At 26.8% G+C, this 24,580-nt stretch carries 20 protein-coding genes; 7 read left to right on the plus strand and 13 right to left on the minus strand.

Annotation, left to right across the window (positions count from 1 at the left end):
* Positions 1-42: 42 nt before the first annotated feature.
* Complete coding sequence (gene sstT / locus ABHC41_RS02380) at positions 43-1,263, minus strand: serine/threonine transporter SstT (protein WP_092927080.1); 1,221 nt, start codon at positions 1,261-1,263, stop codon at positions 43-45.
* Positions 1,264-1,509: 246 nt separating this feature from the next.
* On the opposite strand from sstT, the gene glsA reads away from it, so the two are divergent.
* Complete coding sequence (gene glsA, locus ABHC41_RS02385; RefSeq protein WP_092927082.1) at positions 1,510-2,436, plus strand: glutaminase A; 927 nt, start codon at positions 1,510-1,512, stop codon at positions 2,434-2,436.
* Between the two features lie 90 nt (positions 2,437-2,526).
* Here glsA and ABHC41_RS02390 read toward each other — a convergent pair whose 3' ends face one another.
* Both ABHC41_RS02390 and ABHC41_RS02395 read right to left on the minus strand, forming a co-directional pair.
* On the minus strand, positions 2,527-2,718 hold the full coding sequence (locus ABHC41_RS02390) for a small, acid-soluble spore protein, H family (RefSeq protein ID WP_271892020.1): 192 nt from the start codon (positions 2,716-2,718) through the stop codon (positions 2,527-2,529).
* A gap of 120 nt (positions 2,719-2,838) precedes the next feature.
* The gene (locus tag ABHC41_RS02395) at positions 2,839-3,000 is read right to left on the minus strand and encodes a hypothetical protein (protein ID WP_166504944.1); all 162 of its coding nucleotides are present in this window, start codon (positions 2,998-3,000) and stop codon (positions 2,839-2,841) included.
* 364 nt (positions 3,001-3,364) lie between these two features.
* On the opposite strand from ABHC41_RS02395, the gene ABHC41_RS02400 reads away from it, so the two are divergent.
* The gene (locus ABHC41_RS02400) at positions 3,365-4,447 is read left to right on the plus strand and encodes a lysylphosphatidylglycerol synthase transmembrane domain-containing protein (protein ID WP_166504943.1); all 1,083 of its coding nucleotides are present in this window, start codon (positions 3,365-3,367) and stop codon (positions 4,445-4,447) included.
* Positions 4,448-4,532: 85 nt separating this feature from the next.
* On the opposite strand, the gene ABHC41_RS02405 is transcribed toward ABHC41_RS02400, so the two are convergent.
* Positions 4,533-5,897, minus strand: a complete 1,365-nt coding sequence (locus ABHC41_RS02405; protein WP_092927088.1) for an amidohydrolase — start codon at positions 5,895-5,897, stop codon at positions 4,533-4,535.
* Positions 5,898-6,128: 231 nt separating this feature from the next.
* Here ABHC41_RS02405 and ABHC41_RS02410 point away from each other — a divergent pair, with 231 nt between their 5' ends.
* Together ABHC41_RS02410 and deoD are read left to right on the plus strand one after the other, a co-directional pair.
* Positions 6,129-7,148 (plus strand): BMP family ABC transporter substrate-binding protein, encoded by a 1,020-nt coding sequence (locus tag ABHC41_RS02410; protein ID WP_271892021.1) that lies wholly within the window; start codon positions 6,129-6,131, stop codon positions 7,146-7,148.
* Positions 7,149-7,186: 38 nt separating this feature from the next.
* The gene (gene deoD, locus ABHC41_RS02415) at positions 7,187-7,894 is read left to right on the plus strand and encodes a purine-nucleoside phosphorylase (RefSeq protein ID WP_092927092.1); all 708 of its coding nucleotides are present in this window, start codon (positions 7,187-7,189) and stop codon (positions 7,892-7,894) included.
* A 170-nt stretch (positions 7,895-8,064) separates the two neighbouring features.
* Here the strand turns inward: deoD and ABHC41_RS02420 are convergent, their stop codons facing one another.
* The 3 genes from ABHC41_RS02420 to ABHC41_RS02430 form a co-directional block, all read right to left on the minus strand.
* Complete coding sequence (locus tag ABHC41_RS02420) at positions 8,065-11,871, minus strand: multicopper oxidase domain-containing protein (RefSeq protein WP_195236837.1); 3,807 nt, start codon at positions 11,869-11,871, stop codon at positions 8,065-8,067.
* 220 nt (positions 11,872-12,091) lie between these two features.
* Positions 12,092-12,682, minus strand: a complete 591-nt coding sequence (locus ABHC41_RS02425; protein ID WP_092927096.1) for an ATP-dependent Clp protease proteolytic subunit — start codon at positions 12,680-12,682, stop codon at positions 12,092-12,094.
* A 212-nt stretch (positions 12,683-12,894) separates the two neighbouring features.
* A complete protein-coding gene (locus ABHC41_RS02430) occupies positions 12,895-13,746 on the minus strand; it encodes an aldo/keto reductase (RefSeq protein WP_271892022.1) in 852 nt (283 codons plus the stop codon).
* A 659-nt stretch (positions 13,747-14,405) separates the two neighbouring features.
* Between ABHC41_RS02430 and ABHC41_RS02435 the strand changes: the two genes are divergently transcribed.
* Together ABHC41_RS02435 and ABHC41_RS02440 are read left to right on the plus strand one after the other, a co-directional pair.
* Positions 14,406-15,173 carry a threonine/serine exporter family protein gene (locus ABHC41_RS02435; protein WP_176698703.1) on the plus strand — a complete coding sequence of 256 codons (768 nt, stop codon included), beginning with the start codon at positions 14,406-14,408 and terminating at the stop codon, positions 15,171-15,173.
* Between the two features lie 18 nt (positions 15,174-15,191).
* Positions 15,192-15,650 carry a threonine/serine exporter family protein gene (locus tag ABHC41_RS02440; protein ID WP_092927102.1) on the plus strand — a complete coding sequence of 153 codons (459 nt, stop codon included), beginning with the start codon at positions 15,192-15,194 and terminating at the stop codon, positions 15,648-15,650.
* A 204-nt stretch (positions 15,651-15,854) separates the two neighbouring features.
* Here ABHC41_RS02440 and ABHC41_RS02445 read toward each other — a convergent pair whose 3' ends face one another.
* The 4 genes from ABHC41_RS02445 to ABHC41_RS02460 form a co-directional block, all read right to left on the minus strand.
* Positions 15,855-17,852 carry an MFS domain-containing histidine kinase gene (locus ABHC41_RS02445; RefSeq protein ID WP_271892023.1) on the minus strand — a complete coding sequence of 666 codons (1,998 nt, stop codon included), beginning with the start codon at positions 17,850-17,852 and terminating at the stop codon, positions 15,855-15,857.
* Positions 17,853-18,000: 148 nt separating this feature from the next.
* Positions 18,001-18,192: a hypothetical protein gene (locus ABHC41_RS02450; protein WP_092927106.1), complete on the minus strand. Its 192-nt coding sequence runs from the start codon at positions 18,190-18,192 to the stop codon at positions 18,001-18,003.
* 78 nt (positions 18,193-18,270) lie between these two features.
* Positions 18,271-20,280 carry a HAMP domain-containing sensor histidine kinase gene (locus ABHC41_RS02455; protein WP_092927108.1) on the minus strand — a complete coding sequence of 670 codons (2,010 nt, stop codon included), beginning with the start codon at positions 20,278-20,280 and terminating at the stop codon, positions 18,271-18,273.
* A 171-nt stretch (positions 20,281-20,451) separates the two neighbouring features.
* On the minus strand, positions 20,452-21,120 hold the full coding sequence (locus tag ABHC41_RS02460; protein ID WP_271892024.1) for a hypothetical protein: 669 nt from the start codon (positions 21,118-21,120) through the stop codon (positions 20,452-20,454).
* Positions 21,121-21,309: 189 nt separating this feature from the next.
* On the opposite strand from ABHC41_RS02460, the gene ABHC41_RS02465 reads away from it, so the two are divergent.
* The gene (locus ABHC41_RS02465; RefSeq protein ID WP_271892025.1) at positions 21,310-22,260 is read left to right on the plus strand and encodes an alpha/beta hydrolase; all 951 of its coding nucleotides are present in this window, start codon (positions 21,310-21,312) and stop codon (positions 22,258-22,260) included.
* A gap of 314 nt (positions 22,261-22,574) precedes the next feature.
* Here the strand turns inward: ABHC41_RS02465 and ABHC41_RS02470 are convergent, their stop codons facing one another.
* Together ABHC41_RS02470 and ABHC41_RS02475 are read right to left on the minus strand one after the other, a co-directional pair.
* Positions 22,575-23,003, minus strand: coding sequence for a hypothetical protein (locus ABHC41_RS02470; protein WP_092927114.1), 429 nt, complete (start codon positions 23,001-23,003; stop codon positions 22,575-22,577).
* Positions 23,004-23,262: 259 nt separating this feature from the next.
* Entirely contained in the window at positions 23,263-24,291 is a 1,029-nt protein-coding gene (locus ABHC41_RS02475; RefSeq protein WP_195580862.1) for an FAD:protein FMN transferase, read from the minus strand.
* Between the last annotated feature and the right edge of the window lie 289 nt (positions 24,292-24,580).

The following is a 24,580-nucleotide window of genomic DNA, read 5'->3' on the forward strand; positions in this document are numbered from 1 at the left end:
TACATTTTAAATATATAAATTACGCTCATTTAAGTTTTATTTTTATGCTCCTTTTTTCTCTTTTCTATTTTTAGCATATTCTGCCACGGCTGTAAAAAGCACATCCGTAGAAGAATTTAGTGCTGTTTCACAAGAATCTTGTATAACCCCTACTATAAATCCTACTCCTACTACTTGCATTGCTATATCGTTTGATATACCAAATAAGCTACAAGCTAGAGGTATTAAAAGTAGTGACCCTCCTGCTACTCCAGATGCTCCACAAGCACTTACTGCTGACATTAAACTAAGCAATAATGCCATACCCATATCTACTTCTATTCCTAAAGTATTGACTGCTGCTAATGTTAATACTGATATTGTTATAGCAGCTCCTGCCATATTTATAGTTGCTCCTAGTGGTATTGATACTGAGTATGTGTCTTTATTTAAATTTAATTCTTCACATAGCTTCATGTTTACTGGTATATTTGCAGCTGAACTTCTTGTGAAAAATGCGGTTATTCCACTATTTTTCAAACATTTAAATACTAAAGGATATGGATTTTCTCTCATGTATACATAAGCTATTATAGGATTTACTACTAATGCTATAAATGCCATACATCCTATTAATACTACTATTAAATGTCCATAACTAAGAAGTGATTCTATTCCTTGTGTTGCTATAGAATTAAATACCAATCCCATTATACCAAGTGGTGCAAAATTTATTATCCACCTTACAACCGTTGATAGAGCATCTGATACATTTGATATTACTAATTTTGTTGAACTTGAGGCATTTTTTAAAGCTAATCCTAGCATTAATGACCATGATAATATACCTATATAATTTGCATTTAAAAGTGCACTTACTGGATTATCAACCACATTCATTAGTAATGATTTTAATACTTCTACTATACCTTCTGGTGGTACAACATCTTTAGCTCCCTCTACTAATGTTAATGTTGTTGGAAATATAAAACTTCCCACTACTGCTGTTAATCCAGCTAAAAATGTTCCTAACAAATAAAGTACTAAAATTGATTTCATATTTGTTTGCTGACCTTTTTCATGGCTAGATATCGCTGACATTACTAAGAAAAATACAAGAATTGGTGCTACTGCTTTTAATGCCCCTACGAATAAAGAACCAAAAATCACTATTGGACTTGCTATGTCTTTAGCTGTAAGCGCAAGTATTATTCCTATTATCAGTCCTATTAATATTCTTTTTACCAAACTTATTTTATTCCATTTGTTTATTAAACCCTTCATTATCTCCCCCTTTTTCTTTCTTCTATTTTTAGTTCTTATAGAGTATATATGCTTTTTTACTAATCCTATTCTATTTATTTTTAACTTTATATATAAAGTTAAGTAATCATTTGATTGTATAGATTCTAAATTTGGTAATAGTTAATTTGTTATAATATTTTTTGAATTTTTAGATATGTTTTTTTGATGTGCTTTAGGGTAAGTACACTACTAATAACAAATTTTATAAAAAAGGAAGCGATTTTTATGTTTGATTTACTAAACAAAATAGTTAATGAAAACAAAAAATACATAAAAAATGGTCATGTAGCTACCTATATACCAGCACTTGCTGAAGTTGATGAAAACCAGCTTGGTGTAGCTATTGTAGATTTGAGAGATTGCAATTGTAAGGAATACTTTGCTGGAGATTATAATAAATCTTTTGCAATAGAAAGTACTTCTAAGGTCATAGCTCTTATAATGGCTATGATGGATAATTCACCACAGTATGTTTTTAGAAAAATAGGGGTTGAGCCTAGTGGTTTTGCTTTTAATTCTATTCTTAATATGAAAATAAATAATAAGCCTTATCCATCTAATCCATTTATAAATGCAGGTGCTATTATTGTTAATTCACTTATAATGGGTAAAAATAGTAATGAGAAAACCAATAGAATATTAGAATTTACTAGAAAGTTAACTAACAATCCTAATATTCATGTAATTGAAGATATTTATTTATCTGAAAAAAGAACTGGTGATATAAATAGGTCTTTAGCTTATTACATGAAGGGGCATGGCCTAATTGATAATGTTGAAGATGTTTTAGACTGTTATTTTAGACAATGTTCTATTTCTGTTACTGCTATGGATTTGGCAAGGATTGGGGCTATTTTAGCTAACAAAGGAGTCAGTCCTTTTACTGGCGAAATGATTATACCTAGAGATATTTGTACTATTGTTAAGTCTATAATGGTTACTTGTGGCCTTTATGATGAATCTGGTGATTTTGCAGTACATATTGGAATACCTGCTAAATCTGGTGTTGGCGGTGGTATACTTGCTACTGTACCTAATAAAATGGGAATAGGTGTATTTGGACCTTCACTTGATGCTATGGGTAATAGTGTTGCTGGTGTTAAGATTTTACAACAGTTGTCTAACGAGCTAGTTTTAGATATATTTGATTAAATTAAAAAGATGCTTAAAATAATTATTTTAAGCATCTTTTTATGATTGTATGTTAAGCATATAGATTATTATGTAATCTATTAATTTTCTCTATTGTTGTTTTTTCTCACTTAGCTCTTCTATTAAAATATCAAAACCTCTTTTATTATTTATTGATTTAACATATGCAGTTCCTATATTACTATTAAGACTAACTATATTTACTGGCTCATTTTGATAATATACTGCGATATTTTCCTTTTGCTTTGAGTTCATTATCTCTGCTGCTCTTCTTAATTGCATGATGTTCCTCCTAAATGTTGTTTTAGTCTTAGTTTTTCATTTTTAAATTATTTTATTCTTACATACATATCATAATCCTATATATATCTTTAATATGTTTAATCATATTCCAGTATACTTTTATTTCATCTGCTGCTTTAAATAAATCTCTTTGTCATTCCATAACTCTACTTGTCTATTTATCTTTTCTTGAAGCTCTTTTTGGGTACTTGCCTTTATAATTTTAGTTTCTTTTAAATAAGTATTTTCTATAACTTGTAAACAATTATGTTTCTTTAGCATAATTCCTCCTAAAAACTTTTACATTAGTTTTTTCAAAATTTATTCTATTTATCCATGATTTATCCTTCTAATATTTTAATATTACCATCTGCATATCGCTTTATATGAAACTATTATAAGTTTAGTTGATATATACATTTGTAATTCCTTTTTTTATATGTATAATATATATATAACTTACATTCGATAAACTTTGGTGAATTCAAAGAGATTTATTGCAAGATAAATGTGATTTTTTATTGTTATATAAAAAATCACTTATATACAAATTTAATAGTTTTTTGTAAATTTGATAGATACTATTTTTTATTTCGAACTTAATTAAAAGAGTTGAAAATAGACATTTTTAAATAGGGGTGGTATTATGAAAAAAATAAGTAAAAAGCCTAAAAATCTTTTGCAATACATTTTTTTAATCCTTTTAATGACAGTAACCACTTATTTAGTCGCTAGTACATTAGATATAAATATTTTATCTGATATTTTAAAAGTAATTGATTATAAGTATATAGCTGTTGGATTTTTATTAATGATTTCATATATAATTTTAGAAGGTTATATTTTAAGAGTTATAATAAACTCTATACATGGAGCTAAAACCAAATTTTTAGGATATAAAGTAGGTATATTAGGTCTTTATTATAACTTAGTTACTCCTATGGCATCTGGTAGTCAACCTATGCAAGTTTATGAGTTATCAAAATCTAATATATCAGCTAGCAAAGCTGTTGCAGTTGTCTCTAATAAAACTGTTATATATCAAATTATGGTAACTTTATATTGTATTTTTTTAATGGCTTTTAATGTAGATGTTCTTAAATCTACTTTAAAACCTGTACTTACTTTCATTGCTATGGGTATGTCTCTTAATATAGTTACTTTATGCTTCGGATTTTTTATAGTTTATAGACCAACTCAAACTAAAAAGTTTGTTCACTTTATTTTTAATTTATTAAGTAAAATTAAATTTTTAAAATTTTTAGATAACAAACGACCAAAAGTGAATAGCTTTATAGATGAGTATAATTTTTCCATTAAATCCTTTATAAAGGATAAGAAAGCTTTGTTTAAATCTACATTACTTACAATTGTTCAGCTTACTATTTACTTTAGCATAGCATTTTGTATATATAAAGCTCTTAGATTAAGTGGTGCTTCTTATTTTTATATGCTGTCACTACAAGTCTTTTTATATATGGCTGTTTCTGCTATGCCTACACCAGGCAATGTTGGTGCTAATGAAATAGCATTCTTTACAATATTTGGTGGTATATTCTCTAAAGCTATTATTGGTTATTCTGTATTCTTATATGGAATATTTGTATATTATTTTATTTTAATAGTTTGTGGATTATTTACTATATTATCTCAAGGTAATGTATTTAGAAAAATAAGATTATGGCTTAGATTTGCAAAGTATAAAATGAACACGGCTACTAGTAAGTAGTAGATTCTAATATAAAAATCCAACAGCTTTTACTGTTGGATTTTTATATTTATTTAAAATTACATAATTTATTAATTTATCATATTTATTTTATTACTTTAAAGTTAGTTGTTAAGTTTATATTAGCTTTTTTTCTTATTTTTTCTGCTTGATTCTTTACTTTTTCTAAAAGCTCTACCTCATCTAATACTAATATTTCTTTTTCTTTCATTAACCACTTACCATCACATATTGTTGATTCAATATTTTCACTACTCATAGAGTATACTATATTTCCTATTGGATTATGCATTGGAAGTGAATGTATAGTGTTTGGGTTAAGTATTATCATATCTGCTTTTTTACCAACTTCAAGACTTCCTATTTCCTTTTCTAATAATGCACACTTTGCACCGTTTATAGTAGCCATTTCTAATACTGTCTCTGCATTTACAACTTCTGGGTTTAACGTTCTACCTTTATGTATTAATGATGTTAGGTACATATCTCTCATCATGTCCATTCTATTGTTTGACGGAGCTCCATCTGTTCCTATTGATACAGGTATTCCCTTTTCTAACATTTCAGGTACTGATGCAAACCCTAATACTACTTTCATAGCTGCTGCTGGATTATGTGAAACTTTAACATCATAGAATCTAAATAGCTCTATTTCTCTTTCTGTTAACCATACTGTATGAACAGCCAATAAATTTTTATCTAGCACTCCTAATTTATTTAGATGTTCTACTGTTGTAAGCCCTGCTCTAAGCTTTGCAAATTCAACTTCATCTTCTATTTCAGCAACATGCATATGTATACCTGTTTTGTATTTATCTGCTAATTGTTTAGTTTTAAGTATTAATTCATCAGAGTTATTAAATATTGTTCTAAGAGCAAACCATATTTTTACCCTTTCATTAGATGTATTGTTATATTTATTATATAACTCTTCTTGTGTATCTAATTCTTCTTGTGCAGCTTTATCAAATGCTTTAGGTAATCCTTCCCCCTCATCCATTACTGATTTTGCTAAACATGCTCTTATTCCTGTTTTATTTACTGCTTCTACCATTGCATCTACATATTGTCCGCCTGATTCTAAGAAAGTTGTTACTCCTGAACGTATTAATTCTATACAGCAAGCTGTTGATGATATTAATGAATCTTCATAATCAAAACTACTTTCATAAGGCCATACTCGTTCTCTTAACCAAGTTAATAAATTTACATCATCTGCTATTCCTCTGCCTAGTTGTTGAGACAAATGAACATGAGTATTTACTAATCCTGGCATAAGTATTTTCCCTTTTGCATCATACACTTCTGCACCAGAACTTACTATACTTTCATCAAAATTTCCAACTGCCTTTATTTTATTATCTTCTATTAACAGTTTGCCATTTTCATAAACTTCCCTTTGTCCATTCATTGTTATCAAATATGCATTTTTTATAAGTATCTGCTTCATAATAAACTCCCTTTTTCTCATTTTTTAAAATTATATATTAATCACGAACATTTTTCAATATTTTAAACTTAAAATACGATTTATTTATTTATTATTTTTATTTAATACATCATACTTATTGAATATTTTTTATTAGTATATCATATTTTGTATTTTTTTATAAAAAACTGTTGTATTTTATATAAGTTTTATATTAAAATAAAATCAATCAATGAACATTGGAGGTAAAATATGAGGTTTAAGAAAATATTGACATCAGGGGTTGTTTTATCATTGATGTCTTTTGCTCTTGTGGGATGTAGTTCAAGTAGTGGTAGTAAAGAATCTGATACTTTAAAGATAACTATGATATCTGACTTAGGTGGTATAAATGACCAGTCTTTTAATCAATCAGCTTGGGAAGGACTGCAAAAAGCTGAAAAAGAGCTTGGAGTTGATGTTGAAGTCATACAATCTAAACAAGTGTCTGATTATGCTCAAAATGTTGAAACAGCTGTAGATAATGATTCTGACTTAGTAATTGGTATAGGTTTTCAAATGGATGAAGCTATAAGAGAAGCTGCTGAAAACTATCCAGATCAAAAATTCGCTATTATAGATCATTCTTATGAAAAGCAACCAGCAAATGTAAACTCTATAATGTTTAATGCTGAAGAAGCATCTTATTTAGTAGGATTAATAGCTGGTATGAAAACTGAAACTAATACTGTTGGTTTTATAGGGGGTACTAAAAATCCAATAATAGAAAGTTTTGAGTATGGTTTCTTAGCAGGTGTTGATGATGCAGGAAAGGGTACTAAAGTTTTAAGACAATATGCAGATACTTATTCAGATGCGGCTAAAGGAAAAGCTATTGCTAATCAAATGCATTCAAATAATGTAGATATAATATTTACAGCAGCTGGAGATACTGGTTCGGGAGCTATAGAAGCTGCTAGAGAAAATAATAAAATGGCAATAGGTGTTGATAAAGACCAAAACTCTTTAGCACCTGACAATGTTATAACTTCTGCTATTAAAAGGGTTGATATGGTAGTATATAATACGGTTAAAGATTTAGTTAACGGAGATTTTAAAGGTGGGGAAATAAGTGTTTTCGGAATTAATGAAGATGGAGTTGGAATAGCTCCTACTACTGAAAAAAATGTTAATGAAGAAATTTTAGCATTTGTTAAAGAACAAACTGAAAAAGTGAAAAAGGGAGAAATAACTATTCCTGTTAATCAAAAGGAATATGATAATAGAAAATAATATTTAAAATATATATGACATTTTAGGAGGATTTAGACATGGGATTAACACCACATAACGCTGCAAATTTAGGAGATATAGCTGAAACTATACTTTTACCTGGAGATCCATTAAGAGCTAAATTTATAGCTGAAAATTTTTTAGAAAATGCAGTTGAGTATAATACGGTTAGGGGAATGTACGGATATACAGGATATTACAAAGGTAAAAGAATATCAGTTCAAGGTACTGGTATGGGTGGACCTTCTATGGGAATATATTCTTATGAATTAATACATTTTTATGGTGTTAAAAATCTTATAAGAATAGGTTCTGCTGGTGCTTTAAATAGCAATCTAAAAATACATGATATAGTTATAGGTATGGCAGCTTGTACTGATTCAAATTACGGGTCTCAGTATAATTTACCTGGTACATTTGCTCCAATAGCTAGTTTTGAATTAGTAAAAAAAGCTCATGATATAGCTTTAGAAAAGGGAATAACTCCAGTAGTTGGTAACATATTCTCTAGTGATGTTTTCTACAACGATGGCGGTTTAGATGCATTAAAATCATGGAGTAAGATGAATGTATTAGCTGTTGAGATGGAGGCTGCTGCTTTATATATGAACGCTGCTCGTGCAGGAGTTAATGCATTATGTATGTTAACAATATCTGATTTACCTTTTGAAGGTGTTGCTACTACTGCTATGGAAAGACAAACTGCTTTTACTAAAATGATGGAAATTGCTTTAGAATTAGCTTAATGTTATTATCTATGAAATTATTTCTTTAAGCACTACAATCATGATATAATACCTAAATTTTTACAATCAATTTCAAATTAAATTAAAAAGCTATATAAACTTTAAGTTTATATAGCTTTTTAATTTAATTTTATGAAGACTATCTTTTAATTGAGATATGACTTTACGTATTAATTATTAATTCTAAATATACCCCACATACCTGATTCTATATCCCATCTTATAAGCCCAGATCTATATAAATAGTCCCCAGGTATCATGGATGCTCCATTTAGTAATTCTATATTAAACACATTTCCTATATTCATAGCTCCTTGAGCTGATATGATTCTTGTAAATGGTTCTTCTGGTTGGGCTTTCCATTCATGTCCATGAAGTACAAAGCAAGTATTTCTAGGCTTATCGGCTGGCATTAGAAGTCTTATTATAACTTTTTCTCCTGGTGAAGCTTCAAATATTGGTGTAGCTGGATCTCCATGAACTTTAGAGCTAAATATTTTTGATATATCATAGTTAGGATTATATTTTAATCTATTAAAAAATCTTTCTGATCTGTAATTAAATCCTTTTTCACCTCTATCTTCAAAATCTACTGGTTCAGGTACTTCACCATCTTCATTTACTTGATTAGTTTTTATTAAATTACCATGTGCATCCAAAAGTCTTATTCCATTGTGCATAAACATTACAAACTCTCTAAATTGTTCATTTCCATCTACAGATACTGTTACTTGTTCTTTATAATTGTCTTTATTTCCATTATTGCTAGAACTACGTATTTGTGATCCTTCTGGCTCTATTATTATTGCTCCAAATAAACCATGATATCTATGATTTCTTATATCTGTAAATGATGATAATAAGCAAGTTCCATATTCTTCATCTGCGTACCATAAATATTCTATACTTTCTCCAGGTCCTACAGTTTGATCTACATCGTTATATCCTATATTTATACCACTACTATTTATTGGATCAAATTTTAAAAATTGTGGGCTAATTCCTACCCTCATAGACGGCTTAATTTCTTTATCCACTGGTACTCCTGGAAAATCTTGGTATGGTATTGGTTTAGTGAATAAATTAGTTAAAGTTACTTTTATATATTCACCTTTATTTGCTCTTAATATTAATGGAATTGGTTCCATCGTTCCATTAATTATAGCATCTTTGTGTTCATATGGCACAAATAACAATCCATCTGGATCATGATCTTTAAAATTATTATATAGTATATCTTTTTGGATGGCTGCTATATGAAACTCTCTAGTGATTATATTTTTATTTTTCATTGTATCCATATTATTTATACAATTATTATTATTACCTATAGGCAATAATTTTTCAGTTTTATCTTTATAAACTCTTATTATTCCCCATAAACCTAACCAGAAATCATCTTGTCCTCCAAAGTAATAAATATAATCACCTGCTTTATAGTCATCTGTTATTTTTATATTAAATGCTTCTGATATTCCTAATGTTTGAGATTGAACTAATGGTGATTTTTTATCTGTTATTTCTTTTCTCCACTTCATTCCATTTATATTAAATGCATGTTGCTCTTCTTGTGCTCCATCTAATAATCTTATTACAATTTCATCTCCTGGATATGTTTCTAGTAATGGTGTCACTGGGTCACCATGTACGTTAGAACTAAATACATAAGCTGGATCATTAAATACATGATTTGGGTCATTACCATTTAATCTTTCTCTTAAGGGTTCGCATTTATAATTTATGCCCATAACACCTGGATCATCATGTGACCCTGAAAATGGCGGTGGATTTAATGGATTTTTATCTTTATCAAATAGTAATGCAAAGTCATGAACAAATAATCCAAACTCCCTGAAAGTTCTACCTGAAGGTGTTTTTATTACTGCTTTTGTCCCATATTTTATTGGATTACCTGTTTTCGGATCATGGTATGTGGATCCTTTAGGTTCTATTATAAGACTTCCAAACACTCCATGTTGTTGATGTGAATTTGGATTAAGATGGTCGTGGAAGAAACAAGCATTTAATTCTTCATTAGCATAATATCTTTCTACTATAGTTTCTCCATAAAAAACAGAAGCCATATTATTATATCCATTTGCACCACCATCTGAAGCTATAACATCAAACTTAACTAAATGTATATGAAAGCCTACATTATCAGTTAAAGTTTCTAATTGAAATTCTGTTTTCGGTAATGTTTCTGGTAAGAAATTAGTAAGTCTAACTTCTATACAATCACCCTCATTAGCTCTTATAACTAATGGCTCTACATTAATCTCTTCATTTTCTATTCCAGCTACATACATTTTAGCTAACTTTTCTTTATTTTCATCTGTCATCTTATGTCCTGTATATTCTTCTATTTGCTCTTTCATAACATAAAATCTTCCATATGGATCATTCCACCCTGCATTGTTATATATCAATTTTGCTTGTAGTGCAAATAGTTCAAAAATAGCATCTGGCTCTTTAAAGTAGCATTTACTTGTATCTGGACAAGGTTGAGTGTATAAAGCTCCTCTAGTAACATCCTTCGAAAGGTTTGCTCTTTCAATATCAGTTGGGCACATTTTATTTTGACCGTTTTGATTAAGTATTCCTAAAGGCGGCTGTTTTGCCCTTTCTTTAAACACTCCATTTATAAACCCTGGATACCCTGGATGGTCTAAATCTTTTTTAGGTGGTTTTTCTCTATCTGGTAAAGGATTTAGAGCTTTTATATAAGTTCCATCTGGATATAGTGGACGTATGATTTCTCCATTTTCAAGTATTACATCTTTGCCTGTTTCTAATCTATCAAATACTCTCCATAAAGACCACATTCCTTCATGAAAGTGAGGGTATAAATGACAATGCCATATGTGATCTCCTATAGACCCAGGTAAGCTTCCTGCTCCGTGTAATATATCTATAGTATGACTTTCTTGAGGGCTTACTGATATAGAGTCTATTATAGTAGAATTCGGATCATCTGGTTCTAACTTCCATTGATGTGTATGAAGATGGAATACATGTGTTTCTAATACACCTCCATGTATAAGTCTAAATTTTGAGGGGTCTCCTTTATATGCTCTTGGTATAAAAGTTGATGGATCTCCATAAGTCCATGAGCTCATAGAAACGTCTTCACCATCTACTAGCATATGATTAGGCTCTATTATATCTGTGCGGCTGCAGCTATCCTCTGGATTAAAAGGATTACAACATTTAATACCTCTATCTTTTAGCGGTATTAAATTAGCTCTATTTACCATTGGCTCTGATCTATAACTGATAGCAGTTACTGCCATTGGTTGATTAGTATGAGGATCTATTATTTGATTTCCAAATCTATTTACAACTTCAAGTTCATCATGAAAATACACTGCATATTCTCTAAAACTTGGCTTAAATGGATTGTGTATATCAGCAAATATACCGCTTCGAAGTTCAGATCCATCTACAGGGTCTGTCCATGTAGATCCTTTAGCTTGTACTATAAGTGCTCCAAATAGGCCATGTATATTAGTTGCATCTTCACTAAATCTAGTATCTCCCATATCACTAAAGTAAAATATTCCTTCTCTATCTGCATACCATTCATATATTATCTTTTCACCTGGACCAACTGTAGAGTCTTCATTGTAACCTACATTAGCACCATCAGATTTTATATTTCTGTACTTAAGTCCTTGCATATGAATTGATAACCTTCTATTTTCATTGTGCTCAAACTCTATTCTTACTGTATCTCCGACATTTGCCCTTATTGTAAGAGGTTGAACTTCTTCTGTAGGTATTGGAAGTGGATCTCCTTTTTGATCTTTATTGTTGAAATTTTTCAAAGCCTTCTCTTTCACTTTCCCTTTATCTTCACTTAATATATACATCATTCCATTTGGATCATAGTCGCCAAAAAAGTCATATACAATCGGAATGGATAATACTGTAACATTAAATTTTCTAGTTATATTGTCAAAGTTATTACTATACACCTATATTCCTCCCTTAATTATGTGTTTATATATTAATATGATATATAGTTTCAAACAGTTACACTTTTATTGTTTTTTTGACATATTATAACCTTAGGAGAATTTAAGTAATTTATAATCTACTAATATATAAAAAGCCGTATCATTTGATTGTGATACGGCTTTTTTATTATTTTAATTTTTCATATATATTAGTTATTCTATTTATTACATATACATCTTATAAATTAGATAACTCATCATAACTTGATATAACTTTACTTACTATACCATAATCAACTGCTTCCTCTGCATTTAACCAGTAGTTTCTATCTGTATCTTTTTCTACCTTTTCTAAGGATTGTCCTGTAGCAGCACTAATTATATTATTAATTCTTTTTCGAACTCTTACTATCTCTTTTGCTTCTATATGTATATCTGTAGCTTGACCTCTACATCCACCTAATGGTTGATGTATCATATATCTAGTATTAGGCAGTGAATATCTGTCTTCTTTGTCAGCAGCAAGGTAAATTGTTATACCTGCACTTGCAACCCATCCAGTACCTATTATAATAACGCGAGGTTTAATAAACTTAATCATATCATGTATAGTATCCCCTGCTTCTACATGACCACCTTGACTATTAATAAATATCTTTATTGGTTCGTCTCCCATTTCCTGTAGGATTAATAATTGTGTTGCTACTTTTTCAGCCAACTCTTGGTTTATCTCTCCTGAAATGATTATTGATCTAGAATTTAATAGTTTTTCTACTACTACACTAGATGTATCTTTTACATTCTTTTGATTTTCCCCTTGATTATTCATATGTTCCCCCTATTATTTAGTAAATTTAATAATCTGTTAATAATAAGTATAGCATAATTATTCTAAATTATATTTATATTTTAATACTATATAAATATTTTCATATCCATAATAATATTAAAACTAAATCTTTTATAAAACTCATAATTAGTACTTTCTTTTTTGACATATTACACATAATACATTTATTTATAAGTTAAAAACCGCATCACTTATAGTGATATGTTTTTAACTACTTTGCTATATATAGTATTAATCGGAGGCTTTGATACAGATACATAATCGCCCTCATTTAATGAATTAATAGCTTCTATATCTTCATTTGAAATTTCAAAGTTAAATATGTCTATATTTTCTTTTATTCTATCTTCATTTGACGATTTTGGTATAGGTATAATTCCTCTTTGTATATGCCATCTCAATACTATTTGAGCTATTGTTTTTTTATATTTTTCTGATAAGTTTACCATTAAATCACTAGAAAATACCCTCCCCCTACTTATAGGGCTCCATGCAATAACTTGAATATTATTGTCTTTACAGTAATTTAAAATTTCATTTTTAGTACTAAAAGGATGAATTTCTACTTGATTTATCATTGGCATTATTTTTGCGCTTTTCTTTAGATCTTCTAAGTGATTTACTTTAAAATTGCATACACCTATAGCTTTTACTTTTCCTGTTTCGTATAAGTATTCAAATGCTTTCCATGTTTCATTATTTAATTTATTTGGCCAATGAATTAAATATAAATCTATATAATCTACTTGCAAATTATTTAGTGATTTATTGAAAGCTTCAATAGTTTTTTCATATCCATGGTCATCATTCCAAAGCTTAGTTACTAAAAATATTTCTTCTCTATTTATTTCACTATCTTTTATCCCTTTACCTATGCCAACTTCATTTCCATAAAAATAGGCAGTATCTATCATCCGATATCCTGCATTTAAAGCCTTTATTACTAATCTAGCCGTTTCTTCATCATTTCCTGACTTGTATGTGCCAAAACCAACTAAAGGTATTTTTACATCATTGCTTAATATTTTAAACTTTTCATGCATAATTAATTTTCCCCTTTTAATTAATTTCTCACCTATTGATATATTATTTAAATCAATAAAAAAACATTGCCTAGATATATGCTTTTTTTGCATTATTTCATTATCATCTGAGTATTTAACTAGTTACCTTTTAAGTATAGATTACACATTAAATATTATCAATTCTATTTTCAAATTACTTATATATAAGAGAATATATTTTTAATCTACTTTGTGTTATACTATATGTCGTGAAATTCTTACATAAAAATACAAAATTTTACAATATATATTGTAAATATAGTTACTATTTATATAGCTCATAAGCTTAAGTAACTTCATTAACAAATAATTGAGATCATAGTAAGTTTTTTCTTATCAGATTTAAATCTAATAAAAAAAGAAGGTATGATATGGGTAAAATAAATTTTTTTATTACTAAGGAAAAATTAAATTCCAAGACTGGAATTTCGAATTTAAATTATAAATCTAATTTTTATGAATTTATATATTTTCATATACATATGGCTTCATCATGAGTTTTTTAATGATGAATTGTATTTTATAAATTTTTTGATGAAGTTACATAAATCAACCATTTGAGTAGTATAAGTATGTATTTAGATATTATTAAACTAAAGTACTAAAATTAAGACATATATTTGATGGAGATATATATTATGAATCAGAGAGAAAGTGAATATTTATTAAGTGTTGCCCTTGAAATTGGAAAATCAATGTTAAGTGCTGGTGCTGAAATATGGAGAGTTGAAGATAGTATTAGACGTATTTGTAAGACTTATAGTATAGATAATGTAGAAATTTATGCTTTAACAACCTTAATAATTGCAACTATAAAGACTAAAGAAGGATATCATTCTACTCAATCAGTAAGAATAGAAAAGGTATCAAATAACTTAGGAAAATTAGAGTCTTTAAATGAATTATCAAGATATATTTGTAAAAATGCCCCAAATATAAAAGATATTGAGTATATGACTAAAAAGGCTGTTTCCTCAGTCAATTCCGGCTATTATAACTGTGTTGGATATATTTTATCTTCTCTATCCTTTGCTATATTTTTTGGAGGAAGCTTTTTAGATGGTATATTAGCAGGGGTAATAGGTGGGATTGTTTTCTTTATGGAAAAATATTGTAATTTGAATGGTTCTAATAATTTGATATATACAATGATTTTAAGTTTTATAACAGGATGTTTCGGAATAATTTTAGTTAAATTTGGACTAGGACAAAATGTAGATAAAATTATGATAGGAAATATAATGTTATTTATTCCTACATTAGCGCTAGTAAATGGTGTTAAAGATATATTTTATAGAGATATTATAGCCGGTCTTTATAGAATAATTGAGTCTGTCTTAATTGCATTATCCGTTGCATTAGGATTTGGCTTATCTCTTGTAGTATTTGGTATTTTTCATATATAGTCTTGGAGGATTTTAATTATGGATAGTAATTTAATACAAATTATAACGGCTGTCTCTGGTACAGTTGGCTTTGCTATTTACTTTAATGTAGATAAGTCAAAGTTAATACCAATCTCATTTGGTGCATTTATTTCATGGATAATGTATTTATTCGTTTTGAATATGAGCAATAGTTTATTTCTAGCAAATTTTTTATCTGCTATATTGGTATGTATATATTCTGAGATTATGGCACGTGTGTTAAAAACACCAGCTAATATTTGTTTAATTCCTTCAGTTGTTCCATTACTTCCAGGTAGTAGCTTTTATTATACAATGTTAGCAGCAATAAGTATGAATATGAATGTATTTAGACAAAAGGGAATGGAAACTTTTATGATAATTTTAGGAATATCTCTTGGAATAGTTATTGGTTTTTTCATATTTGTACAATCATTAAAAGTTTTTCATAAAATTAAATCTTATAATCTTAGTTAAATGATTAAAATAAGTACAAAAAAGACCCTATATCGAAAACACGTAAAAGGTATTTATATGAGGTCTTTTCTGTATAATATTAAACTAGGGTATTTTGCTAATTAAAAAAGCTGACTCCTATTAAGTTTAGTAGTCAGCTTTTGGATACTTAATTATACTCTTTATTATATTAATTTTAATTTGATATTATTTCACTAAATATATTTATACTACATCATAAAGTTCATATATATCTGAAAACTCTAGCTGTATCTTTTGTATATCTACTTTGTAAACATTATTTACTATTTTTTTGCTATTTTCCTCTTCTAAAACTTCATTAGGTAATAAAATAGTAAACTCTGTTCCTCTTACCCCATCACTTTTTAAGTTTATATTACCACCCATTAACTCAACAATAGATTTTGTTATACTTAACCCTATTCCACTACCTTCATTTTCTCTTCTTAATGACTTATCACCCTGGACAAATCTATCAAATATCTTATTTTGAATCTCAATAGGTATACCGATCCCCTCATCCTTTACCTTGATACTTACCCACTTGTTTGTAGTTGATATATCTACTAAAATAATTCCACCATTATCACTAAATTTGATAGCATTTGATAATAAATTTAACATGACTCTTTCTATCATATCTGGATCACATTTTATGTTAAGCTCTTCTACATCTGTATCAAATATTACATCAATTTCTTTTACCTTAGCAAAATTTACAACAGATGTACTTATCCCCTCAACAAGTCTTACTATATCATAGTTACTAAAGTCTGGAACTTTAAACCCTACTTCTAATTTAGTTATATCCACTATATTATCTATTAATCTAAGCATTCTTTTGCAATTTATATCTAAGCTATTTTTATATTTTAAGTATATTTCCTTAAAGTTATTTTTATCTAAGCTATAATTTAATAGTTGCATAGTTGAATATATTATATTTAAAGGAGTTTTAAGTTCATGACTTATATTAGCAAAAAATTCATTTTTCATTCTTTCTTCTTTTTTCATATTTTTATATTCTAATAAAGCTGTTTGCATTTTATACTTTTCAGATACATCCTTAATAATTACAACTTTATATCTCTTATCATTTTTTTTAAATAATTGTATAGATATATCTATGAATATATCTTCACCTTCTATGTATATTTCTTTGTTATAATGATCATATTTTTGTAAACATTCTTCTATTTCATAAAAAAATATTTTTCCCTTAAATATCTTGTCAATATTAAGTTTATATTCTCTATCACGGCATAAATAATCTGAATACTCTTCCTTCCTACTTGATATAGCCTTTTTATTTAAATATTTAATGTTATATTTTTCATCACAGATTATTATATTATTATGTTTACTTTCTTCTACTATACTAAAAAATAGACCTTTTTGCTCTTCTAGTTTTTTGTTTTTCTTTACATTTTCGCTAAGTTCTATAAATAACCCTAATATAAACATTATAAAACCTATATAAGTTATTGAAACTGATGTTAATCTAATTTCATCATTCGTATATATATAACTTGCTATAGAATATATAGACTTTGTTGCAAACATGAGTATACTAGATGCTATTACTCCATATATATATTCTTTTTCTGATATACTTTTTATATAAAAAATAACAGCTATAAATAAATATATAAAAAATAGTAGTATATTATATGCTATGAAAAATTCCATATTCATTATACTTTCTGAAATTTTGTAGTTATACTCTATATACGTAACCATAAAAGTGCTAATTACCACTATTATAAATGCTTTAACTTTATTTTCTATAATAAAGCCTTTAAGATTTTCCATGTTACTAATAGATATAAGTGCGATTACAACTCTTATAAACGTTGTCCCTATTGCAAGATATACCTCAACATTATTACTTTCATAGTTTAATTGATTAGAAATACATATATCTAATAAAAAAACTATATACATTAGTGATATTAAAAATAACTCTTTTTTCTTATTGCTACTATATGATAGTAAACAACTTAAAACTCCTAATGCAGCTAAAATCGCATTGAAAAACCTTATAAACTCTGATCTTGTGAATTCAAAATTTGATTGTCCATCTATAAGTGATCCTAATCTTATTATATAAACCCCAAATACTATAATAGATATTAGAAATATAATTATCATATTATTTTTATTTTCTTCTCTTATATCCTCAAAAACATTAAAATTTTTCATTAAAATCCCCCTTCAATACTATGATATGTGATTATATCATATAAATTGTAAATTTTTGTTTTTTAGATTATATTTAATAATATATCTTATTATTTACCATACTAAAAAACTATATATAAACATTAGATTTTATATATAGCTTCTTAGTTTATTTTTTTAATTTTATTATTCTAATCCCTTCATAAACTCCACCTATAATTATACCTAAAAAAAGCCCTAGCATTATTAAAAATTCGATTTCATAAGATTTTACTCCAACCCTAGTTGATAGTACATAAGTTACTAGAACTATTGATGGTACTGTTAAAAATACTATCCATCTAAATACTATCTTTTTCATCTATCTAGTTCCTTTGTTTTAAATATTATTAATAATATTTATGCTAAATTGTAAATATATTATTATAATTAAAAAGCTTTATAGTATATAAGAACTTTCATTATATAACTCATATATATCTGAAAATTCTAATTGTATTCTTTGTATATCTATATCATAATCTTTATGTATAACTTTATTTTGATTGTATTCTTTTAATACTTTATTAGGTAGCAAAATAGTAAATTCTGAACCTATATTTTCCTCGCTTTTTAAGTAAATTTTGCCATCCATCAGCTCAATTATAGATTTTACTATACTCAATCCTATGCCACTACCTTCATTTTCTCTTCTCAAAGATTTATCACATTGAACAAATCTATCAAATACCCTTGATTTAATATGAGAAGGTATACCGATACCTTCGTCCTTTACTTTTATTTTAACCCATTTTTTATTAGTTGATATATCTACTAGGATAGTACCACCTTTATTACTAAATTTTATAGCATTTGATAGCAGATTTAACATAACTCTTTCCATCATGTCTGGGTCTAATTTTATATCAAGTTCCTCTACATCTGTATCAAATATAACTTCTATATTTTTAATACTAGCATAGTTTATAACAGATGTAGTTATCCCCTCAACAATTCCCACTATATCATAGTTTCCATACTGAGGAACCTTATATCCTACTTCAAACTTAGTAACATCTACTATATTATCTATTAGCCTAAGCATTCTTTTACAATTTATATCTAAGCAACCTTTATACCTTAAGTATATATTTTTAAAATCACTTTTTTGTGTACTAGCCGTTAATAATTGCATAGTCGAGTATATTATATTTAATGGTGTCTTTAGTTCGTGACTTATATTAGCAAAAAATTCTGTTTTAATTTGTTCTTGTTGTCTTATATTTTCATACTCTAGTAATGCTTTTTCCATTTTGTACTTTTCAGATACATCCTTTAATCTTACCAACTTGTATATGGTGTTATTTTTTTCAAATTCCTGTATAGAAACATCTACTATCATATCATTTTCTTGTATGTATATACTTTCACTATAATTTTCATCTTTTCTAAGTTTTTTTTCAACTTTATCAAGGACTGATTTGCTTGAATGTATAAACTTTAAGTTATGTTTATCATTATCTCCTTTTGATTCTTTAATATTAAATGCTTTTAGGTTATTATTTCTAGCTCTTTTATTAGCATATTTTATATTGTATTCTTCATCACATATAACAATACTACTGTACTCATTTTCTTCTACTATTTTAAAAAATAAGTCCCTTTGTTCATCTAATTTTCTATTCATCTTTATATTTTGACTAAGTTCTATAAATAGACCTATTATAAATATAATAAAACCCATATATATTACCGATGTTGCAGTTAAGCTAATTTCTTCATTATGTTTTATCAAACTACTATAATCATATATAGATTTTATAGAAAACATTATGGCACTAAAACCTATTACCCCATATATATAATCTTTTTTAACTATACTTTTTATGAAAAATATCCCTGATATAATTAAATATATTATAAATAATGATATGTTATAATTTTTTATAAAATTAATATCTAGAAAATTATTATATAAATTATATTTATACTCTAAGTATATAAATAAAAACGTTATCAATACAATTATTGATGTAGCCTTTATTTTATTTTCATCAATTATATTTTTTAATTTTTCTAGGTTACTAGCTGCTATGCTCATAACTATAAGCCTTATAAAAGATGTTCCTATTGCAAAATATGTATATGTTTTATCACTTTTAATATATATTTGGTTTGATACAAATATATCTATAAAAAATATAGTGTACATTAATGCAACTATAAACAATTCCTTTTTTTTGTTACTATTATAAGATATAATACAACTTAAAATACCTAGTATTGACAAAACGGCATTGAAAAATCTTATAAAATAAGACCTGGTAAGCTCAAATGATACTCCCTCGTTTACAAGCAAATTTAACCTCATTATGTATAAGCTAAATATTATCATTGATATTAAAAGTATTATTACCATACTTATTCTTTTTTGTTCTATGGAATTATTAAAGACATTTCTCACCCTCACTAAAAGCCCCCTTTTATAAATATCTTTACCTAAATTATAACATATAAATTATTCTTTTAACATAAATTGACAAATGCTTTAATTTTTAGAATATGTTTTAATATAGTATTAATTTTTTTAAGATATAATAGCAGAGTATCCATGCCCTTTTTATATATCAATTTTATAATATTACGTTGTAGGTGTTAGTGTCATATTGTAGCCATGTTGTCTAGATAAATAAAAAAATGTTATAAATCTTTTAACATTTTCATTTTCTATATTTAGTTTTTTCATTTCCTTTTTTGCTACTCTTTCTAAAAAATCTATATGATTAAGATTAAATAACATAACCATTCCTGATGTAAAATTTACATCACCTATGCTTATTATTCTTGTAAATACCAAATGGTCTTTATCTAAAGTTCTTGAAAGAGATATATCTATTATATTTATTATTTCTTTTGTATTTATATCTTCTATTTTAATTTTAAAGTCTTTTTTATCTATATCTATTACTTTGTAAAGAGAAGTTTTTGAGTTTTTCATTGATTCTATAAGCTCTATTTCTGATTTGTCTTCTAATTTATGACTTTCTAGAAATAAGTCCACTCCGCTTTTATTATTTAGAGTTTTTTCATATAATATAAAGTCATGACAGTAGTCAAATTCTATATTCTTATCTAAATATACTCTATTATTTTTAAGTAATCCCATTATATTAATATCATTTAACCCTTTTGGGGTAGTTTCTAGATAATCAAATATTTTATCATTTAGTATCTTACTTATTTCTCTATATTCTCTGTATGACTTTATAGATTTTTTTGATTCTAGATAAAGTGTATTTATATCTATCAATTTTAAATCTCCTTTTTTCTTTTTATTGGTATTATGAACTTAATACTACAGATTATACAAATATATATCTTTAAATAAATTAAATTTAATATTTATCATATTGAAAATATATAGATATTACTATATAATAATTTAAGTTATAATAGATATTAGTATCTAGTACTAAAACTAGATTAAAAAGGAGACATAATGAAAAAGACATCTAAGAAGACAGTGTTATTTATAGCCATTATAATGGTGTTATCTCTACTAGGTGGTTCCTACTACTTAGGAAAACTAGTGTATTACGGATCTGTTGGTTCATCTGAAGTTAATAAAAGTGAAAATATAGTTGAAGTATTCTCTCAAAAACATGATAAACCTTTAGATAAGTTAAAAAACTATAAACATGAAAATTTAATGATTAAAACTAAAAACAATTATAAAATAGAATCTTTACTTATAAAGTCTAATAAGAAAACTAATAACACTATAGTAATGGTTCATGGTATTGGTCGTTCTTATTATGATATGCTAAGATACTCTTTTAACTATTTAGATAATGGATATAACGTATTAGTATACAATCAAAGACACACAGGAAAAAGTGGTGGTGATGATTATAGTTTTGGACTTTATGAAAGATATGATTTAGATAGTGCTGTTAAATATATTAAGAAAATATACCCTGATGGAAAAATAGGTGTTCATGGATTTTCTATGGGAGCTGCTACTTCCACTATGCACGTTGCTTTAAATGAAAAGGATAAAAATGTTGATTTTTATATATTAGATTCCCCATATTCTAAAATGGAAGATGCTGTTAGATTAGGTATCGAGGCAGAAAATATTCCTCTTATTCCTACTAGCTATATTAGTTTTTGGGGTGATATTTATACTAAGCTTCATTCTGGATTTAATTTTGATGATGTTATGCCTTATAAAGCTGTTGAAAATTCAACTGTTCCTATAATGCTTATTCATGAGAAAGGCGATAAGGTGTGTGCTTCTGATAATAGTGAAGAAATATATAAATCTATTCCTCATAACAAAAAAGAGCTTTGGATTATAGATGGTAATAATCATATTGGTGGATATGATGATACTGGTAATGAGTATTTTTTTAGAATTTTTAAATTTATAGATAAGTACGCAAAATAATTATAGCACTTTATTGTATAAATAAAGCCTATTTTTCAAAGTTACAATTTTCCTAACTCAAAATTATTTTTTATAATTCTATCTCTATGATTTCTAGCGATTGATTTTATACTTATAAAATTCATTATATTAACTTCAAAGTATTATACTTTTTTGGTATAAATTTCAAAAATATAACTCATATACTACATTGCTAATAACAATATAATATATGAGTTATATTTTACTATTTTTATAGCTACATAATTTATAAAAACTATTAAATTATTAAAATATGTAATTTTAAGCTTTATATTAGTCTTTTAATAATATTATTATTTTGAAGCATCCATTATTTTATCATAATAATTATCCTCTATAGACTTAAATCCTACTTCAATTAAAGATACATAATCATAGGCATTAAAGTTTTTTTCATTTGATATGTAAGTGATTCTAGCCATTATTGTATTATCCTCATGTAAAAAGAAATTAAGTACTAAATTTTCTTCATTAAAAGCATTAATAAGATTTAATAAGTCATTCTTCTTATGTAGATTATCTAATCTACCTATACAATAATATATAGGAGCTAAGTTACCACCATTTAAACTTAAAGATATAATACAATCACCATTCTTTAAAGTTTGCTTAGCTTGGAAAAGTACACTTTTAGAAGTTTCCCTTGAAATAGTAAATATATTGTCTAATCCTCTTTCCTCAAGTGCTTTTATTACTTGAACTTGCTGTAGTTGGTAATTCATAAAAAGACCTCCCCTAAAGTTGATTTGTATAATTTTTTATACCCTATGCAATTTATTGTAAACAAACTAAAAAAAATAGGCAGTATTAAAAATTTTCACAAAATTTTATAATAAATACTTTTCAAGCTTCAAAAGATGATGGTTTAAAGTTAGTTTAGATATGTATAAATTATTTAAAACTTTTGACATACTCTTTAAATACACAATTTAATAAAAATAATTTGAACTACTTATATGTATATTACGCTACCACCAATATCTAATTACAAAGTTTAAAATCATTATCCATTATATTAAATGTTTCTTTAATTCCCTCTGTTATATATACTTCTTTATCATTAGTTATAAATATTGCATCTATATTTTCTAGACTTTCTACAAAATCAAATCCTTCTTCTAGTCCTTTTGTAAAAACTAATGTAGATAAAGCATCTGCATCTACTGAATAATCAGCTATTATTGATACACCTGCTATTTCAGTTTTATAAGGATATCCAGTTTTGGGGTTTAGTATGTGATGATACTTTATATCATTTTCTTCTATAAATCTTTCATAAACACCTGTTGTTACTATAGATTTATTAGCTACTTCTATAGATCCTACTACACTTCCTCTATCGTCAAATGGATTTTGGATACCTATTTTCCATTCTTTATTCCCTTCTTTACTTCCTAGAGCATATATATTTCCACCTAGATCTATTATAGCTTCTTTAACACCCTCTTCTCTTAACAAATTTGCAAGTTCATCTGCAGTATATCCTTTTGCTATACTTCCTAAATCTAGCATCATACCTTCATCACTTAGAAATACTTCTTTGGTTTTATCGTTTATCTTTACTTTTGAATAATCAATAAGTTTTATAACTTCATCAATTTCTTCTTTTGTCGGGACCTTTGCACCTTCAAGGCCTATACTCCAAAGTTTAACTAATGGACCTATAGAAATATCATATCCACCATCAGATAGCTTTGAATATTCTATTGCTTTTTTTATAATTTTATAACTAGTATCACTTAGTTTTACTGAAGATTTACCTGCATTTTTATTAAGTTTATATAATTCTGTACCTTCTTTGTTTATACTCACTAGGTTTTCTATTTCTGAAACTTTACCAAATGCTTTATCTAATATTTCTTTGCTACCCCCGCTATGCAAGGTAATTGTTATTGGTGTCCCCATAAATATTTCCGTTCTTCCTATTTGTTCACCTTGTTCTTCTTTTTGACATCCCACTAAAATGATAGTTAAAATTATTATTATACTAACAACCATTTTTCTGCCCATATTTAATTTCCCCTTATATAATAATATTTGCTATCCCTATAATCTCTAATTATAACTATATTCTGTATACACAATAATTAAAATACTTACCCTTTTTTATTTTTATGATACATAAGTACATTCTTTTATATATAGATTTATCATTATTTGATTGCAAAGTCAATATTTAAACAATTATTTAGTTATAAAAATAATTATATATATTAATAGTTTTTCTTTTTACTTAATTTGTAGTTTTTTTGCTCTTTGAGTTTTAAATTTTTTCTTCAGTTGAAGAACATTCCATTTA

The sequence above is a fragment of the Romboutsia sp. 1001216sp1 genome (assembly GCF_039841805.1).
Lineage (GTDB): Bacteria > Bacillota > Clostridia > Peptostreptococcales > Peptostreptococcaceae > Romboutsia_C > Romboutsia_C hominis.